Source organism: Terriglobia bacterium, assembly GCA_020073205.1.
In the GTDB taxonomy this organism is placed as follows: Bacteria; Acidobacteriota; Polarisedimenticolia; order Polarisedimenticolales; family JAIQFR01; genus JAIQFR01.
Genome location: JAIQFR010000047.1, coordinates 14,931 through 32,983, shown reverse-complemented (window position 1 = coordinate 32,983; position 18,053 = coordinate 14,931). Strand labels below are relative to the sequence as shown.

General features: G+C 70.4%; 15 protein-coding genes and 2 tRNA genes. 12 read left to right on the top strand and 5 right to left on the bottom strand.

All coding sequences use genetic code 11. The features are described from left to right. The 5 genes from LAO51_11435 to serS form a co-directional block, all read right to left on the bottom strand. A partial coding sequence (locus tag LAO51_11435; GenBank protein ID MBZ5639349.1) for a glutamine--tRNA ligase/YqeY domain fusion protein occupies positions 1-1,703 on the bottom strand: 1,703 nt, incomplete at its 3' end. 32 nt (positions 1,704-1,735) lie between these two features. Then, a tRNA-Ser gene (locus LAO51_11430) sits at positions 1,736-1,829 on the bottom strand. An 83-nt stretch (positions 1,830-1,912) separates the two neighbouring features. Further along, positions 1,913-3,586: a glycosyltransferase family 39 protein gene (locus tag LAO51_11425; protein ID MBZ5639348.1), complete on the bottom strand. Its 1,674-nt coding sequence runs from the start codon at positions 3,584-3,586 to the stop codon at positions 1,913-1,915. A gap of 90 nt (positions 3,587-3,676) precedes the next feature. Next, positions 3,677-3,762: transfer RNA gene (locus LAO51_11420), tRNA-Ser, on the bottom strand. 9 nt (positions 3,763-3,771) lie between these two features. Further along, entirely contained in the window at positions 3,772-5,052 is a 1,281-nt protein-coding gene (serS, locus tag LAO51_11415; GenBank protein MBZ5639347.1) for a serine--tRNA ligase, read from the bottom strand. A 131-nt stretch (positions 5,053-5,183) separates the two neighbouring features. Between serS and murA the strand changes: the two genes are divergently transcribed. From murA to LAO51_11355, 12 genes are all read left to right on the top strand, one after another. Beyond that, positions 5,184-6,434 carry a UDP-N-acetylglucosamine 1-carboxyvinyltransferase gene (gene murA / locus LAO51_11410; protein MBZ5639346.1) on the top strand — a complete coding sequence of 417 codons (1,251 nt, stop codon included), beginning with the start codon at positions 5,184-5,186 and terminating at the stop codon, positions 6,432-6,434. Then, a complete protein-coding gene (locus tag LAO51_11405) occupies positions 6,431-6,775 on the top strand; it encodes a histidine triad nucleotide-binding protein (GenBank protein ID MBZ5639345.1) in 345 nt (114 codons plus the stop codon). Before murA ends, LAO51_11405 begins: the two co-directional genes overlap by 4 nt. A 123-nt stretch (positions 6,776-6,898) precedes the next feature. Next, positions 6,899-8,245: a 3-hydroxyacyl-CoA dehydrogenase family protein gene (locus tag LAO51_11400; protein MBZ5639344.1), complete on the top strand. Its 1,347-nt coding sequence runs from the start codon at positions 6,899-6,901 to the stop codon at positions 8,243-8,245. Between the two features lie 25 nt (positions 8,246-8,270). Further along, a complete protein-coding gene (locus tag LAO51_11395) occupies positions 8,271-9,521 on the top strand; it encodes a 3-ketoacyl-CoA thiolase (GenBank protein MBZ5639343.1) in 1,251 nt (416 codons plus the stop codon). A 35-nt stretch (positions 9,522-9,556) separates the two neighbouring features. Continuing rightward, on the top strand, positions 9,557-9,964 hold the full coding sequence (locus LAO51_11390) for a (deoxy)nucleoside triphosphate pyrophosphohydrolase (GenBank protein ID MBZ5639342.1): 408 nt from the start codon (positions 9,557-9,559) through the stop codon (positions 9,962-9,964). Beyond that, entirely contained in the window at positions 9,961-10,926 is a 966-nt protein-coding gene (locus tag LAO51_11385; GenBank protein MBZ5639341.1) for an RluA family pseudouridine synthase, read from the top strand. The genes LAO51_11390 and LAO51_11385 overlap by 4 nt, the downstream gene beginning before the upstream one ends. A gap of 59 nt (positions 10,927-10,985) precedes the next feature. After that, positions 10,986-12,275, top strand: coding sequence for a hypothetical protein (locus LAO51_11380; GenBank protein ID MBZ5639340.1), 1,290 nt, complete (start codon positions 10,986-10,988; stop codon positions 12,273-12,275). A 62-nt stretch (positions 12,276-12,337) separates the two neighbouring features. Further along, positions 12,338-15,319 (top strand): DEAD/DEAH box helicase, encoded by a 2,982-nt coding sequence (locus tag LAO51_11375; protein MBZ5639339.1) that lies wholly within the window; start codon positions 12,338-12,340, stop codon positions 15,317-15,319. A 23-nt stretch (positions 15,320-15,342) separates the two neighbouring features. Then, a complete protein-coding gene (locus tag LAO51_11370) occupies positions 15,343-16,005 on the top strand; it encodes a DUF1684 domain-containing protein (GenBank protein ID MBZ5639338.1) in 663 nt (220 codons plus the stop codon). Further along, positions 16,002-16,436, top strand: coding sequence for a hypothetical protein (locus LAO51_11365; GenBank protein ID MBZ5639337.1), 435 nt, complete (start codon positions 16,002-16,004; stop codon positions 16,434-16,436). The genes LAO51_11370 and LAO51_11365 overlap by 4 nt, the downstream gene beginning before the upstream one ends. A gap of 119 nt (positions 16,437-16,555) precedes the next feature. Then, the gene (locus LAO51_11360; protein MBZ5639336.1) at positions 16,556-16,834 is read left to right on the top strand and encodes an HU family DNA-binding protein; all 279 of its coding nucleotides are present in this window, start codon (positions 16,556-16,558) and stop codon (positions 16,832-16,834) included. 184 nt (positions 16,835-17,018) lie between these two features. Next, complete coding sequence (locus tag LAO51_11355; GenBank protein MBZ5639335.1) at positions 17,019-18,038, top strand: M23 family metallopeptidase; 1,020 nt, start codon at positions 17,019-17,021, stop codon at positions 18,036-18,038. Positions 18,039-18,053 lie beyond the last annotated feature (15 nt).

Below are 18,053 nucleotides of genomic sequence, written 5' to 3'. Positions count from 1 at the left end.
AGCGTCACGGTCCGGTTGAACACCGGCGCTCCCGGCCGCGAGTCGCCGGTGTCCGCGCAGAAGTAGCCGAGCCGCTCGAACTGGAACCGGTCGCCGGGCCGGGCCGCGAGGAGCATCGACTCGACCTTGGCGTCTCGGAGGGTCTCGAGCGAATTCGGGTTCAGGGTGGCCTTCCAATCGGCTCCCTCCGGAACCGCCGCGGGATCCTCGACCGTGAAGAGCGCGTCGTAGAGGCGAACCTCGGCATCGGCGGCGTGAGCGGTGGAGACCCAGTGGATCGTGCTCTTGACCCTGCGTCCGTCGGGCGCGTTCCCTCCCCGGGTGGCCGGGTCGTACGTGCAGCGGACCTCGGCCACCTCTCCGGTGCGCGGGTCCTTGACGACTCCCGCGCACCTCACGAGGTACGCGGAGCGCAGCCGCACCTCGTTTCCCGGGAAGAGGCGCCAGTACCTCGGCGGCGGCGTCTCCCGGAAATCGTCGCGCTCGATCCACAGGACGCGCGAGAACGGCACCTTCCGCGACCCTGCCGCCGGATCCTCCGGGTTGTTCGGGACCTCCATCTCCTCGACGAGCCCCTCGGGGTAGTTCTCGAGAACCACCTTGAGCGGGCGGAGGACGGCCATGGCGCGCTGCGCCCTCCGGTTCAGGTCCTCGCGGAGGCAGTGCTCCAGCAGCGCGATGTCCACCACGCTGTCCCGCTTCGCCACGCCGATCCGGTCGCAGAAGTCGTGGATCGCCTCGGGGGTGTAACCGCGGCGCCGCAGTCCGCTCAAGGTCGGCATCCTGGGGTCGTCCCAGCCGCTCACGATCCCCGTGGCGACCAGCTCCAGCAGCTTGCGCTTGCTCATCACCGTGTAGTTCAGGGCCAGGCGCGCGAATTCGATCTGCTGGGGGTGGCAGGGCGTTCTGAGCTCGTCGAGCACCCAGTCGTAGAAGGGGCGGTGATCCTCGAACTCCAGGGTACAGACGGAATGCGTGATCCCCTCGATCATGTCCGACAGCGGGTGCGCGTAGTCGTACATCGGGTAGATGCACCAGGCGCCGCCGGTCCGATGGTGATCGGCGTGGAGGATCCGGTAGAGGACCGGGTCCCGCATGTTGAGGTTCGGGGAGGCCATATCGATCTTCGCCCGGAGCGTGCGCGTGCCGTCCGGGAACTCCCCGGCGCGCATCCTCCGGAAGAGGTCGAGGCTTTCCTCGGCCGGGCGGTCGCGGTAGGGGCTCGGCGTCCCGGGCCGGGTCAACGTGCCGCGGTGCTCGCGGACCTCGTCGGCGGTGAGGTCGCAGACGTAGGCCTTCCCCTCGCGGACGAGTTGCTCGGCGAAGAGACACAGCCGCTCGAAGTAGTCGGACGCGTAGTAGAGCCGGTCCTCCCAGTCGAAGCCGAGCCAGCGGATGTCCTCCTGGATCGACTCGACGTACTCCACCTCTTCCTTCGTGGGGTTCGTGTCGTCGAAGCGGAGGTTGCAGTTCCCGCCGTACTGGCTCGCCAGCCCGAAGTTGAGGCAGATGGACTTCGCGTGGCCGATGTGCAGGTAGCCGTTGGGCTCCGGAGGGAAGCGCGTCACGACGCGGCCCCCGTGTTTCCCGGTCCGGTTGTCCTCCTCGATGATCGCCCGAATGAAGTCCTGCGGGGGGGCGGTGCCGGCCGCTCCAGGATCGCCGGGACGGGGCCGGTCGGCGGAGTCGTTGGGCGTGGTCATGGTTTCCGCCTCGTTCTCGCTCCGTGAGTTCCTGGCGGAGAGGGAGGGATTCGAACCCTCGGAAGGGGTTTAATCCCCTTCAACGGTTTAGCAAACCGTCCCGTTCAGCCACTCCGGCACCTCTCCGCGATCCCGGCGATCCGCGCTCCTGCGCGGACGAAAGGGGAATTGTAGCGGAAGCGGGGGCCCCGTCAACGGTCCCCTCGGCGTCACCGCGCGAGCGTGACGACCCTGTACTTCTCGGGCGAGATCGGCCCCACGCGGAAGGGGAGCGGGCCGATCAGGTGCGCGTAGAAGCAGGCCCCCCGGTCGGGCGAGACGGTCGCGAACCACCCGGGGACGCGGAAGTCGAGGTCCTCGCGCTCTGCGACGGGGGGGACGGGGAGCGCGCGGGCAGAGGCCTTCGGCACGACGATCCGGTCCCCCGGCCGCAGCGCGGGAGCGTCGAAGTTCACCGGCTCGGCCCCGGCGCGCTCCATGTAGTACTGGAAGCCCCAGTGCCCCATGAACAGGTAACGCGCCCGGTCGGCGCGCATTCTATTCGTGAAGACGCCCGCGGCCTCCCGCGCCGAGTTCGCGAGGAGCGCGTCACCGGCGGCGAGTAGGACGGTGACGAGCGCCGTGGCGCCCACGACGCTCCCGAGGACGATCCTCCGCGCGCGGGGCCGGCGCGCCGGGCGCGCCTCCACGCACCTCGCGGCGAGGATCGCCGCGGCCGGCGCCATCGGCAGCAGCGACCGCCCGTTGATCGTCCAGTTGAGGAACCCCGTGAAGACGTAGGTCCCGAAGGCCCAGGACACGAGCAGGAGCGTGACGGGCTCGCGGAAGCCGCGCAGCTCGACCGCCGCCAACGCGAAGACGAGCAGACCCAGGAAGCAGAAGACCCCTACGTGGAGGCCGACGGCGCCCGCCTCCGCGGCGTCGACCAAATTCCGCCCCGGGACCGCCGTCACTCGCCAGGCGTACATTCCCCCCGCCGCGGCGAGCGCCGCCGCGCCGCCGACGATCCACTTCCGGAGGTACGCCGCCGCGAGCGCTCCCGCCGGGAGGAGGCATCCTCCGGCGAACACCAGGGCGACGAGGGTGTTGATCCAGAAGGGGCTCCCGGCCCAGATCTTCTTCTCGGCGGCGAACGTTGCCGCCTCGAACACGAGCGACCGCCCGTACAGCGCGCGCGTCCAGAGCGAGTACGCCGCGACGGCGCCGGCCGGCACGAGGAGCCACGGCGCCCACCGCGTCGCGCGCGCGCGCCTCGCGATCGCGTACACGGCGAGGAGCGGAACGAGGCTCGCGCCGAAGTACTTGCACAGGAACGCGAGGGCCGCGAGGACCGACGCGAGCGCGAGCCGCCGCGAGTCGTCGCGTTCAATCCCGTCGACCCAGAGGACGACGGCCCAGACGAAGAACGCGAGCATCGGGACGTCGCACATCACGCTGGTCGCCGACACCAGGAACACGGGGGACAGCATCGCCGCAGCGGCGGCGAGGAGCGGCTCTCGGCAGCAGCGGCGCGCGAGCCGGAACGTCCCGGCGGCGACCGCGAGGGCCGGGAGGAGGAAGGCGGCGTGGAGAACCGGCTCCGCCCATCCGAGGAGGTGCACGACGAGCGCGACGTAGTACGACACGAGCGGAGGGTTCTTCATGGTCGTCGACATCGGGTCGACGGTCCCCTCCCAGTTGAACGAGAAGCCGTACGGGTCGAGTGGCGCTGCGAGGATCCGGCGCGCCGCCGCGAGGAACAGCGTGTCGTCGATGTAGTAGGCCTTGTTCAGGAACGGGAGAAGGCACGCGGCCGTCACGGCGAGGACGATCGCGAGCCCGGCTCGATCCGAAAGGCGGAGGAGCGGGGCCGTTTCCGCCGCGGCGGAGAGCGGCGCAGCCAAGACGCTCCCTCCGGCCGTCGCGCCCGCGGGGGCGTGCGCCCCGTCCGAGGGATCGGAGGCGGGGCCGTCGCCGGAGCACGTGTCGGATCCTGGCGGAGGGGGCGGGATTCGAACCCGCGAGGCTTTCGCCTTCCGGTTTTCAAGACCGGCGCCTTCAACCGCTCGGCCACCCCTCCGCGTCGGTGTCAACGTCGCGCCTCGATACGCTCGAGGCCGCCGAGGTACGGCCGGAGCGCCTCGGGAACCGTCACGGTGCCGTCGGCGCGCTGGTGGTTCTCGAGGATCGCGACCACCGTGCGCCCCACCGCGAGCCCGGAGCCGTTCAGCGTGTGGACCAGCTCCGTCTTGGCCCCGGGCTCCGGTCGGAACCGGATCCCCGCGCGCCGCGCCTGGAAGTCCTCGAAGTTCGAGCAGGAGGAGATCTCGCGGTAGAGCTGCTGGCCCGGCAGCCAGACCTCGATGTCGTAGGTGCGCGCCGACGAGAAGCCGAGATCGGCGGAGCACAGCTCGACCACGCGGTACGGCAGCTCGAGCCGCTTCAGGACCTCCTCCGCGTGCGCGGTCAGGAGGTCGAGCTGGCGATAGGAATCCTCGGGCCGCGAAAAGCGGACCAGCTCGACCTTGTTGAACTGGTGCTGGCGGATCAGGCCGCGGACGTCCTTCCCGTACGATCCCGCCTCGCTCCTGAAGCACGGCGTGTAGGCGCAATAGGCGATCGGGAGCCGATGACCCTCGAGGATCTCCCCGGCGTGGAGGTTCGTGACCGGGACCTCCGCCGTGGGGACCAGGTAGTACCCGCCGGGCTCGACCTTGAACAGGTCGGCCTCGAATTTCGGGAGCTGGCCGGTGCCGAACAGTGCGGCGGCGTTGACCATGAACGGCGGGAGCACCTCGAGGTAGCCGTGCTCCTTCGTGTGGAGGTCGAGCATGAGCTGGATCAGCGCGCGCTCGAGCCGCGCGCCCTCGCCGAAGTAGACGGCGAACCGGCTGCCGGCGACCTTCGCGGCGCGCTCGAAGTCGAGGATGCCGAGGGAGGCGCCGATCTCCCAGTGCGCCTTCGGCTCGAACTCGAACCGAGGCGGCTCGCCCCAGGTCCTCAGAACGGGGTTGTCGTCCGGCGACCTTCCCTCCGGGACGTCCGCGTGCGGGAGGTTCGGGATCTCCGCGAGCAGCCCCTTGAGCTCCTCCTGCGCGGACTCGACCTCCTTCTCGAGGGCCGCGATCCGCTCGCCGACCCGCCGCATCTCCTCTTTCAGGGGAGCCGCGTCGCCGCCGGATTTCACGAGCTGGCCGATCCGCTTCGAGCTCTCGTTCCGGAGCTTCTTGAGCCCTTCGACCTCGACCAGCGCCCCCCGCCTCCTCTCGTCCATCTCCCGAAACGGAGAGAGCGACAGCGTCGAGCCACGCTTCCTGAGCGCCTCGGCCACCCGGTCGGTGTGTTCTCTCACGAAATGGAGATCGAGCATGCGGCACCTCGATGCCGGGCCGCGGCGCGGCGCCGGAACGCGCATTGTAGTCCGGCGCGGCGCGGCGGGGGTGCTATGATTCGACGCGCGTTCGAGGCGGCGCTCCACGGCGTCTCGCGAGGACATTCCGCGTGGACAAACTGCGCATTGCGGGCGGCCTCTCCCTGAGAGGCCGGGTGGAGATCGGCGGAGCGAAGAACGCCGCGCTCCCGGCGCTCGCGGCCTGCCTCCTCACGGGGGACCGGGTCGAGGTCGAGAACCTACCCCGCGTGCGGGACGTCAGGACGATGCTGAGGGTGCTCGAGCAGCTCGGCGCCACGGTGGACGCCGCAGGCGCCCGGGCCGCGGTTCGCGTCGAGCGGTTCGCGTCCTTCGAGGCGCCGTACGACCTCGTCAGGACGATGCGCGCGTCCGTCCTCGTCCTCGGGCCGCTCCTCGCGAGGCACGGCCGCGCGCGGGTATCGCTCCCCGGGGGATGCGCGATCGGCGAGCGTCCCATCAACCTGCACATCGACGGCCTCCTCAAGATGGGCGCCGAGGTCGCGGTGGAGCACGGCTACGTCCAGGCCAGAGCGAGCCGCCTCCGCGGGGCGTCCATCGCGTTTCCGGACAAGACGGTGACCGGGACGGAGAACCTCATGATGGCCGCGACCCTCGCGGACGGGACCACGGTCCTCTCCAACGCGGCGCTCGAGCCCGAGGTCTCGGACCTGGCCGAGCTCCTGATCGGCATGGGGGCGTCGATCCACGGGGCGGGGACGGACGAGATCGTGGTGGAGGGGAGGCCGTCGCTCCACGGCGCCCGCCACCGGGTGATCCCGGACCGGATCGAGGCGGCGACCTACGTCGTCGCCGGCGCGCTTCTCGGCGATCGGGTCGAGGTGGCGTCCTGCCGCTCCGACCACCTCGACGCCGTGATCCGGCAGCTCGAGGGAGCGGAGGTTCCGCTCGAGGTGGGCGGGGACACGATCACCGTCCGTGCACCGGCGGCGCCGGCGGCGCGGGACCTCAGGACCGCGCCCTACCCCGGCTACCCCACCGACGTGCAGGCCCAGTACATGACCCTCATGACCCAGGCGGTCGGCACGTCGGTGATCGCCGAGACGATCTTCGAGCGACGTTTCATGCACGTGGGTGAGCTGGCCCGGATGGGAGCCGACATCAGGATCGAGGGAAGGTCCGCGGTGGTGGTGGGGCCGAGCCGTCTGACCGGCGCGCAGGTCATGGCCACCGACCTCAGGGCCTCCGCCTGCCTCGTTCTCGCTGGGCTCGTGGCGGAAGGGGTCACGGTGCTGGATCGGGTCTACCACCTCGACCGCGGCTACGAGGCGATGGAGACCAAGCTTCGCGCGCTGGGCGCCTCGGTGGAGCGGATCCGGTGAAGGACTGCCTCTTCTGCAGGATCGCCTCCGGGGAGGCCCGCGGCACGATCGTCCACGAGGACGAGGAGATCGTCGCGTTCCGCGACATCCACCCGCAGGCCCCGGTGCACCTGCTCATCGTCCCGCGCCGACACGTCGCGTCGCTGGCCGATGCGGCCGAGGGGGACGCGCCGCTCCTGGCGCGGTTGCTCCTGGTGGCCCGGGACCTCGCGGTCCGCGAGCGGATCGACGCCGGGGGGTGGCGCCTCGTCGCCAACCGCGGAAGCGACGGCGGGCAGACCGTTCCCCACCTGCACTTCCACCTCCTCGGCGGCCGCGCGATGACCTGGCCCCCGGGGTAACGGGGACCGGTCACCGCGCTTCCTCTCGCCGCCTTGCCCGCGGGGTCCGAGGCGTGCGAGAATCCGCCTTCTCCCAACGATCGCTCTCAGCGGGCGGTGCGCCGGCTCCCGGAGGGACCCTGCATGACGACCGACCTCGACGACAGGCTCTCCGTCGCTTCCGTGATCGGGGCCGCGGGCAAGATGGGAAGCGGGATCACGCTTCTGCTCGCACAGGAGATGGCCCGTCTCTCGCTCCAGCCGGAGAGCCGCGGCAAGACGTTTCGCCTGAACGCCGTGGACCTGAGCCCGGCGGGCCTCGCGGCACTCCGCGAGTACGTCCACGTCCAGGCGCAGAAATCGGCTGAAAAAGGGGCGGTCGGGCTCCGGGCGCTCTATGCCGACCGCGCCGACCTGGTGGAGAACTCGGAGATCATCGACGACTTCGTCCACCGCGTCGAGTCGGTGGTCTGGCCCAGCACCGAGCTCTCCGCGGTCAAGGGCTCCCGCCTCGTGTTCGAAGCGATCGTGGAAAAGATCCCGGTCAAGGTCGCCGTCTACAAGGACCTCAAGGGGCTCTGCGCCCCCGACGCCTTCTTCCTCACCAACACGTCGTCGGTTCCGATCGGACTCCTGGACGGGGAGGCGGGCCTCGGAGGGCGCATCCTGGGATACCACTTCTACAATCCGCCTCCGGTGCAGAAGCTCGTGGAGATCATTCGGAGCGCGGCCACGAGGGACGACGTCGCGGCGGTCGCATCGGAGCTGGGCAAGAGACTCAGGAAGACCTTGATCCCGTCCCGGGACGTCGCCGGGTTCATCGGGAACGGCCACTTCATCCGTGATGGGCTCCACGGCCTCGGCGAGGCGGCTCGGCTCGCGAAGGCCCACGGTTGGGTGAAGGCCGTCCACATGGTCAACCGGGTCAGCCAGGAATGGCTGGTCCGCCCCATGGGGATCTTCCAGCTGATCGACTACGTCGGGATCGACGTGTTCAAGTTCATCCAGGACGTCATGAACGAGTTCCTGGACGAGGAGCTCACGGACCCGACGATCGACGCAATGGTCGTCCGGCAGGTGCTGGGCGGCCAGAACCCGGACGGCTCCCAGAAGCCCGGGTTCTTCGGATACGAGAAGGGGCGCATCGCGTCGGCCTACGATCTCGATGCCGGAGCGTACGTCGCCGTCGATCCCCAAGGGTGGACCGCGGAGGCGGACGCGCATCTCGGCCGGCTTCCCGAGGGGTACCGAGGATGGAAGGCGCTCTCCGGCGCCCCCGACCGGGATGCCGCGATCCAGTCCCACTTCGCCGCTCTGGAGAAGATGGACACCCCCGGCGCCCTGATCGGGAAGGCGTACCTCAGGCGCTCGCGCGAGATCGCGGGCGGGCTCGTGGATTCGGGGGTCGCCGCGAGGCCGGAGGACGTCAACGGCGTCCTCACCAGCGGCTTCTATCATCTCTACGGCCCGATCAACGAGTTCTGTCCGTGACGACGTTCGGCGGGAGGGATGGCCGATGAAAGCCCTGACGAAGCCGGTCTACCTGGTCTGCGGCGCCTCCACCGTGTTCCTCGGAACCGGGAGGAAGGAGTTCCACCCGAAGAAGCCCCGTCCGGGCCTCGAGCACTACATCGCCGAGGCGGGGAGGGGAGCGGTGTCCCAGGCCGCCGACCCGTCGGTGGTGGACGAAGGGGTGGTCGGGAACTTCATGGCAGCGCGATTCAATCACCAGGGGCACCTGGGCGCGATGCTCGCCCTGGTCGCCCCCTCGTTCGTCTACAAGCCCTCGATTCGCGTCGAGGGGGCGTGCGCGTCGGGCGGCCTCGCCGTGGTCACCGCGGTCAAGAGCGTGCTCTCAGGGCAGGCCGACGTCGCGCTCGCGATCGGGGTGGAGGTGCAGAACACGGTCAAGGCGATCTACGGCGCCGACATCCTCGCGGGGGCGGGACACTACGCGGGCGAGCGGAAGAACGGTCACGCGTATTTCTTCCCGGCGAAGTTCTCGGAGCGCGCCGGCGAGTACAAGAAGCGGTACGGCGCCGAGAAGACCTGGGCCGCGATGGGCCGTTGGTACGAGCAAGCGGTTCAGAACGGGAGGCGGAACCCGATGGCGCAGGAGTATCACAACGCGACCGAGGACCTCTTCGCTGCGCACCAGGGCATGCCGCCCAACCCCCGCTCGTTCTGCGAGCACATCAACGTCCTCGACTGCTCGAAGGTCTCGGACGGCGGCGCCGCGGTGCTGGCGGTCTCGAAGGAGGGACTCCAGAAGACCGGGCGGAAGCCCGGGGACGCCGTGGAACTCGTCGGACTCGGACACGCCGTGGCGGATCTCACCGCCCGGCCCGACGACCTCGCGGCGCTCGACACGACACGGCGGGCCGTGCGGCAGGCCCTCGACATGGCCGGCATCACGATCGCGGACGTCGGCGTGCTCGAGGTGCACGACTGCTTCACCATCACCGCGATCCTCGCCTGCGAGGCGGTGGGTTTGGCGGGGCAGGGGGAGGGGGCCGACTACGTGCTCTCCGGGGCCACGCGCCGCGACGGGCCGACCCCGATGAACGCGGCGGGGGGACTCATCGGCTACGGGCACCCGACCGGGGCCTCGGGCGTGCGGATGGCGGTGGACCTCCTCCGGCAGCTCACCGGCACCGCGGGGGATTGCCAGGCCGCCGTGGCGAGCCGCAGGCCGTACGGCCTCATGGTGAGCATGGGAGGCGACGACCGGACCGTCGTCTCCTGCGTCTTCCGCCGCGCCGGCTAGGGCCGAAGTCGGCCGCGGGCCAGCGGGTGTCGGGCGTGAACCCCGACGATCGTCCTGCCGTCGAGATCGCAGTGGCGGTGGCCGTCCGTGCCGGCCTCGTCCTGGTCGCGCGTCGAGGTCCGGGCTCTCACCTCGGCGGGTTCTGGGAGTTCCCGGGGGGCAAGATCTCTGAAGGAGAGGATCCGGCCGCCGCGGCGCTTCGCGAGCTCCGCGAGGAGACGGGGCTCTCCGGCGGGTCCGCCGAGCCCCTGGTCCTGGTCGTCCACGCGTATCCGGATCGCTCGGTCCGGCTCCACGCGTTCCTGGTGCGCGAGCCCGCCGGCGAGGTCGTCGTGGACGGGGGGCGCGACTGGAGGTGGGTCGAACCTCCGGCGCTCGGGGCCCTCGAGATGCCCGAGGCGAACGGACCGATCCTCCGGGCGGTCGCCTGGCGGCTCCGATGAGCGAGCCCACCACGGTCTTCGAGGTCGGAGAGCGGGAGCGCGGGAAGCGACTCGACCGGTTCCTGAACGAGAGGATCCCGGGGGTCTCGCGCGCCTATGTCCAGCGCGCCATCCGCGACCGGGTGACGTTGTCCTGGGGAGTCACGGCCCGACCGGCGACCCCGGTGCGCCCCGGAGGACGGGTGGTCGTCGGGTGGGTGCCGATCACGGAGACGCCGCTCAATATCACGTTGCCGATCTTGGCGAAGGGCGCGGGCTGGCTCGCGGTCGACAAGCCCGCCGGGATCCCGGTGCACCCGGTGAACAGCGTCAGGGAGAACAGCCTGATCCGCATGCTCCGTCGGCAGGAGGGACGGGAGCGGCTTCGTCTCGTGCACCGCCTCGATCGGGAGACGAGCGGTGTGCTTCTGATCGCCGAGGACCCCGCGTCCGCCCGGGCGCTCTCGACCGCGTTCGAGCGTGGCCGAGTGGGAAAGGAGTACCTGGCGCTGGTCCGCGGCGTCGTCGGGGAGGACGAGGGTACGATCTCGCTCCCGATCGCGGACGCCTCGGGCTCGTGGGTTCACGTGCGCCGGGAGGCCGGCGAGGGAGGCCAACCCGCGGAGACCTCGTGGCGGGTCGAGCGGCGCCTCGCCGACCGTACTCTCGTTCGGCTCTTCCCACGGACGGGGCGCCGCCACCAGCTCCGCGTCCACCTCGCCGCCATAGGACACCCCGTCCTGGGGGACATCCTTTACGGCCGCCCGGACCGGGACTACCTCGACATGGTGAAGGGAGTTCGGGACGCCCGGAAGGACGAGGGGGGGCCGCCGAGGCACCTCCTCCACTGCGCGCGCCTCGTGTTCCAGTCCCCGGAGGGAGGCGAGAGGGAGGTGACGTCCCCGCTCCCGCCGGATTTCGTCGAGGCGCTCGGGGAGCGGGTCGAGAGGTGCGCCCCCGCGCCTATAATCCCCGACCGGTGAGCGACTCGAAGCGGAAACGTCCTCCGGAGGCAACCCGCCGGCCGGAAACCGCCGTCCCCGTGCCGGCCGTCCGCCACCTGGGCGTTCGCGTCCTCCTGGCGCTCGCCGTGGTCTACGCGGTGGTGCGGGGGCTCTCGTACGCACGGACCTGGCGCGGGCTCGATTACTACCAGTTCTGGGTGGTTGGGCAGGCCGCCGCGCGCTCGGGCGCCGGCGCCGACGTCTACTCCGAGGAGGAGCGACGGAGGATCGGCGCCGACGTCCTCTTGGGGCTCACGGCGGAAGACCACTCCGACCGCCTGGCCGCAGCGGCCTCGCGCCGCAAGGTGCTGGAGACCTACTCGACGCCGTTCCTCTACACGCTCACGGGGACCCTGGCCTCGGGCCGGTACGACACCGACCACCTCGGTTTCGTGCTCGTGAGCCTGGCGTGCGGGATCGGGGGAGTTCTCGCGCTCTGCCACAGGCTCCGCTACCCGCCGCTGGCGTCGGCGTCGGCGATCGTCGCTCTCACCGAGCTCTACGCGCCCTGGCGCTCGGACCTGAGGGTGGGAAACGTCAACGGGATCCAGCTCGGGCTGCTCGCCGGGGTCCTCGGGGTCCTCGGCCTCAGGGGGCGCCCCTGGCGCGACGTCTCCGCCGGGGCGATCCTCGGCACGGCGGTGGCGTTCAAGCCGAACCTCGCGTTCGTCGCGGTGCTGATGGCGGTCGCGTGGGCGCTCGACCGCCGATTCGCGACGCTTCGCCGCGCGTCGGCGGGATTCGCGCTGGCCGTGACGGGCGCCTTCGCGGCCTCGTCGATCTTCTTCGGCGGGCCGCGGTGCTGGGCCTCGTGGATCTCGGCGCTCCGGTCGATGCCCGGGGAGATCATCGGTGTCCGAATCGGGAACTTCTCTCTCGCCCACCTCGTGGGAGATGCCGCCGGCGTCAAGATCGCGCCCGTACTCGCGCTCCTCCTGCTCGCGGCCTCGCTCTCGGTCCTCGCGCTCGGCAGGGAGCGGGGACGGACCGGGAACGGCGCCGCGTCCTCCGACGAGTTCGTGCCGCTTGGCGTCGGGTGTCTCGTGGCCCTCCTCTCGTCACCGCTGGTTTGGGTCCACTACTTCGTCCTGGCGATCCCGCTCGCGCTCTGGCTGCTGCGACCGGCCGGCGACGAAGCCGGCGGTTGGGTGGACGCGCGGAGGCTGCTCGCGGGCATCGCGGTCGTGCTTCTCGCGACCCGTCCCCTCGAGCTGATCGTCGGGCAAGGCCGGCCGGCGCTCGCCGCCGCCACGGCGAACGCGGGAGCGCTGATGCTCTTCGGCCTCGCTTTGGCCGAGCGGCTCCGCCGGCGGGCGCCGTCGCGCTGAATCCGGCGGGCGCGGCGTGCCATAATCCGCTTCCGGTCCAGCCTCCCCACCTGGGAACACCGATGCACGAGTTCGTCCAGCATCTACTGAATCATCCCGGCATCGGGCCGATGGTCGCGCACCACCGCCGCGTCCCGGGCCGGGTCGCCCGGTTCGCCGAGCCGGCGCGGCCCCTCTCCCCCGAATTGAAGCAGGCTCTGGGCTCGCGCGGGATCTCCCGCCTCTGGTCCCACCAGGCGGAGGCGCTGGACGCGGCGCGCGAGGGGCGAAACGTGCTGACGGTCACGCCCACCGCTTCGGGGAAGACCCTGGTCTTCGCGCTTCCCGTGCTGGAAACCGTTCTCGAAGATCCTGGGGCGAAGGCGCTGTTCCTGTACCCGACCAAGGCACTGGCGCAGGACCAGGTGGGCGGGCTGCGGGAGTTGGCCGCCGCCACGGGACGCCTCCGTCCGCCTCGCCTCGCGATCTACGACGGCGACACCCCCGACTCCGAGCGGCGGAGGATCAAGGCCGAGCCGCCGGAGATCCTCGTCACCAATCCCGACATGCTCCACCTGGGCATCCTGGCCCACCACGCGGAGTGGCGGCCGTTCCTCGAGGCCCTGCGCTTCGTCGTCGTGGACGAGCTGCACGTTTACCGAGGGATCTTCGGCGCGCACGTCCACCACATCCTGCGCCGCCTCCTGCGGCTCTGCGCGGCGGCGGGCTCGAGGCCCCGGTTCCTTGCGGCCTCCGCGACCATCGGGAACCCCGCCGAGTTCGCGTCGATGCTGGTGGGCGAGCCCTTCGACGTCGTCGAGCGGTCGGGGGCGCCCGGGTCGGGTCGCGAGGTGTTGTTTCTCAATCCGGTCGCGGTGTCGCCGTATACGGTCGCGGTCCGCGTCGTGGCGGAGGCCGCCGGCCGGAGTCTCCGGACCATCGCTTTCACCAAAGCCCGCCGGATCACCGAGCTGCTCCACGCATGGATCGTGAAGGAAGCCCCGGAGCTCAGGCGCCACCTCGCCCCGTACCGGGCCGGGTACCTGCCGGAGGAGCGCCGCGAGATCGAGGCGCGCCTCTTCAAGGGCGACCTCCTCGCGGTGCTCGCCACCAGCGCCCTCGAGCTGGGGATCGACGTGGGCGGACTGGACGTGTGCGTGCTGGTCGGCTACCCGGGCTCCATGACGTCATCCTGGCAGCGGATCGGGCGGGTCGGCCGCAAGGACCGCGACGCGCTGGTCGTGATGATCGCGCTCCCCGACGCGCTCGACCAGTACGTGGTCGCGCACCCGGAGATGTTCTTCGGCCAGGGGTTCGAGCGCGCGGTACTCGACCCCGACAACGCCATCGTCGCCGGGCACCACCTCGTCTGCGCCGCGGCGGAGATGCCGCTCGCCCTCTCCGAGGTCGCGGCCATGGGGAAACGGGCGGAGGGACTCGCGGAGGGGCTCGAACGGGACGGGCGTCTCGTGCGGGACGCCGAGGGGCGCCAGTGGTTCTCGTTCCGCAAGCGGCCCCATCGCGACGTGAGTCCACGCTCCGCGGGGGCGCCGTACTCGATCATCGACGCGCACACCGGGCGGCTGCTGGGGACCGTGGATGGGATGCGCGTCTTCCACGAATGCCATCCGGGCGCGATCTACCTCCACGCGGGGCATTCGTTCCGGATCCTCCGCCTCGACACCGAGGCTCGGCGGGTCGACGCGGAGGCCGCGCGCGTCGACTACTTCACCGTCGTGCTCGGGGAGAAGGAGACGAAGATCCTCGAGCGGATCGAGTCGGGGCGCCTCGGGCGGCTCCCCTTGGGGTACGGCCGCCTCGAGGTCACCGTCCGCATACGCGAGTACCAGAAGAAGCGGCTGTTCGGCGGCGAGCCGATCTCGACTCACCCGCTCGACGTGCCGCCGCTGGTGTACGAGACCACCGGATTCTGGATCGAGATCCCCGCCGCCGCCGCGGCCGCGTTCGCCGCGCGGGGCCTCCACTTCATGGGAGGGCTCCACGCCGCGGAGCACGCGATGATCGGGCTCTTCCCGCTTCTCGCCATCGCCGACCGAGGGGACGTCGGCGGCATCTCGTACACGGGCCACCCTCAGACGGGCGGGCCGGCGGTCTTCCTGTACGACGGGGTCCCGGGCGGGGCCGGCCTCGCCGAACAGGCGTTCCGGGAGCCGGAGCGGCTCATCTCCAGTACCCTCGACGTCGTCGAGCACTGCGCGTGCGACTCCGGCTGCCCGTCCTGCATCCAGTCGCCGCGGTGCGGGAACGGGAACAAGCCGCTGGACAAGGCGGCCGCGCGGCTCGTCCTGCAGACGATGCTGGGGCGCGACGACCTCGCCCTCGACGAGGGAATCGACGCCGGCGTCGCGGTGCCGGTGCCCGGCGAGGATTCCCCGCAGCCGACTCGCCGCAGCGCTCGCCGCCGGCACGGCATCACGCGCGCGGGAGGCGGACCGCCGGCGCCCGAGGCGCTCGAGCGGCCCCAGGCGCCCACGACTCTCCCCGCCGATCAGCCGCGATCGGCGGCGCCCGGCTCGAGGGTGCTGGTGATGGACCTCGAGACGCAGCGAAGCGCGGAGGAGGTCGGGGGTTGGCGCAACGCCTCCCGCATGGGGTTGGCGCTCGCGGTGGTGTACGACGTCGACCGGGACGCGTACCGGGCCTACCGCGAGGCGGACGTCGACCGGCTCCTGCTCGATCTCGCCATGGCCGACTGCGTGGTAGGCTTCAACATCGACCGATTCGACCTCGTCGTGCTGTCGGGGTACACCGAGTGGGACCTCGGGCGCATCCGGACGCTGGACCTCCTGTCGGAGATCCACCGGCGCCTCGGATTTCGCCTCTCTCTCGGTCACCTCGCCGAGACGAACCTCGGAGAATCGAAGTCGGCCGACGGTCTTCAGAGCCTCGCGTGGTGGAAGGAAGGTCGCCTGGATCTGATCGAAGACTACTGTCGTAAGGATGTCGAAGTGACGAGGCGGCTCTACGAGCTCGGCCGCGAGCGCGGTTACCTTCTCTACCGCGACCACGCGGGGCGATCGGTGCGGGTGCAGGTGAGCTGGTGAGCACGGAGAGAAGAGGGAAGACGATGCGGGAAGGGACGGGCGCCGCGATGCTGCTCGTGCTTTCCGGCCTCGCGGCCTGCGGACCGGGCCCCGGTGGTCTGATGGTCGTCGCACCACTCCCGTCCGGATGGGTCGAAAGCATCGCGTCGGATCGCGCGACGAAGGACCAGGAATTTCGGACGGACCCGGAGACGCCGCTGCTGCCGCAAGACGTACCGACCTTCAGGGGGCTCGACTACTGGCCTCCGGACCCTTCGTACCGGCTCGCCGGGCCGATTCACCGGGACGAGGCGCCTCGTCGTTTCACGATCCTCTCCACCACCGGGAAGCCGCGGCCCTGCGAGACGTACGGCTCCATCGCCTTCGACCTTCGCGGGAAGCGCTGCCGCCTGCGGATCTACCGGTTACTCGACACGGCCCCCCAGCCCGGCGTCGCCGGGCTGTTCCTCCCGTTCACCGACGCGACCACCGGGCGCGAGACCTATCCCGCCGGTCGTTACGTGGACCTCACAGGTCCCGACGGGGGACCCTACGTCGTGGACTTCAATCGCGCGTACAATCCGTCGTGCGCCTACGGCGCTCCCGAGCGGTTCGCGTGTCCCGTCACTCCCGCGGAGAACCGACTCTCCGTCCGGATCGAGGCGGGAGAGCGCGGGTACAGGAAGCACGGGGGTGGCGGATCATGAGCGACTTAAGGGGTGCCGGCATCGCTCCCGACCCCGAGCGCTCGCTCGCGATCACGAGGGCCGTCGCGCTCGCCCTCTCGATCGGTCCGCTCGTCTTGCTCGGAGCGGTGCTCCTCGTGCCGGCGCCGACGCGATCCGGCGTCCTCGTTGCGCCGGCCGCGCTCGCGGGGATCGTCGCGCTCGCCATCGGCTATCGGCTGTACTGCGGGGTGCTCGGAAGGCAGGCGCCTGGCGCGGGCGTCGGGCCAAGGCTCGCGAACCTCAGGACCGCCACGATCGCCGGCCTGTCGGTCACCGAGGCGACCGCGCTGTTCGGCGTGATCGCCTTCCACCTCTCTCGCGAGCCATTCGCCCTTGCGGGTCTTGCAGCGCACCTGATCCTCGCCGGCGCCGTCTGGCCCACCGGCGCCCGACTCGATGGCATCCTCTAGCACGTGGCGATCCGCGTCCCGGGAGCGGTCCGATCCGTGAGAACTTCACTTTTGAGTTGATTTCGGCCGACGGCAGGTGGTAATAGTGTTTTCCGGCTAGAGCCAAGGGAGGAAACTAGATGACCAAGACCGAACTGATCCAGGCCCTTTCAGACGCCGCAACGATGGAGAAGAAGCAAGCCAAGGCGTTCCTGGAATCCCTCACCGGCCTCATCGAGAAGAACATCAAGAAGGGGGGAGAGGTCCCGCTGAAGGGCCTCGGGAAGTTCCGGGTGGTGAAGCGCAAGGCCCGGATGGGACGCAATCCCGCGACGGGCGAGGCGATCAAGATCCCGGCCAAGACTGTGGTGAAATTCACCGTGGCCAAGTCCCTCAAGGACCTCATCAAGAAGAAGTAGACCCGCGGGAGGTCCCCACATCCGCCAAGGTCGCGTCAAACGCCGCACGGCGGCGCGAAGGTGGGGGATCGCGCTATCGACCGGCCTGATCACCTTCGCGGCCGGCTTCGTCGCGTCTCCGGCGGGGGCCCGACCCGCCGGAGACGAAGTCCGGCTTGAGGTTGCCGCGAAGGGTGGCCGCGGGGTGGTGTACATCCGCGATGACCGCGCCGACGTGTCGGCGAGCCTGGAGCTCAGGAATCCGGGGAACCGGACTCTCCGCGTCGACGGACTCTCCGCCGTCTACTTCGCGGCAGGCCTCCCGCTACGCACCGATCGTTTCGATCCGTCGTTCTTCGGGCCGACCGGGGTCGGGCGGGAGCACAAGATACGCGGCGGCGCCTCGGCGGAATGGACCGGGATCTGTCTCGATCGCGTTCCGCCCGAAGCCGACCGCGTCCGGCTCGCGTTCGATCTGTCGGTTCGCGTCGGGCTGACGCGGCACCGATCGGAGCAGCCCTTCGACCTCGAACTCCGCCCCGCCCCGCCGCCCGTCGTCCTCCGGGTCCCGTTCGACGGCTACTGGCTCGTGACCCAGGGACATTCCTGCCGGACCAACCACCGCTCGGGAGGCTTCGGAAGCGACTATGCATGGGACTTCGTTCACTTCAGCCCCACCGGGCGGATCGTGAAGGAAGGCTACGAGACATCCCGGCGCAACGAGGACAGCTACAGCTTCGGACTCTCGGTCCTCGCTCCCGCGGACGGGACGTTGATCCGCGTCGTCGGAGACGTCCAGGACAACGAAGGGCTGAAGGACTATCCCCGGCGCGCGCTGCTCGAAGAGCTGGAGAGACCCGACTGGATCTTCGGCAATTTCGTCGTGATCGAGCTGAGTGTCGGCGTTTACGTTCTCATGGCGCACCTGGAGCGAGGGTCCGTCTCGCTGAAGCCGGGAGATCGCGTGCACGCCGGCGATCCGATCGCGCGGTGCGGCAACAGCGGGAACACCGTCTGGCCGCACCTCCACGTGCAGGTCATGGACCGCTCCGATCCCACCGACAGCAGCGTCCACGGGCTCCCGGCGGCCTTCGCGAATTACCGGGAGATCACCTACACGGGCGACTCGACCCACAAGGACATCCTGGCGCGGGACATCTCGGGAGGAGATCCGCCGGAAGGGAGCATCGTCGTCGCAGTGACTCCCGACGAGACGAGACCGTGAGGTGATACCCCCCTA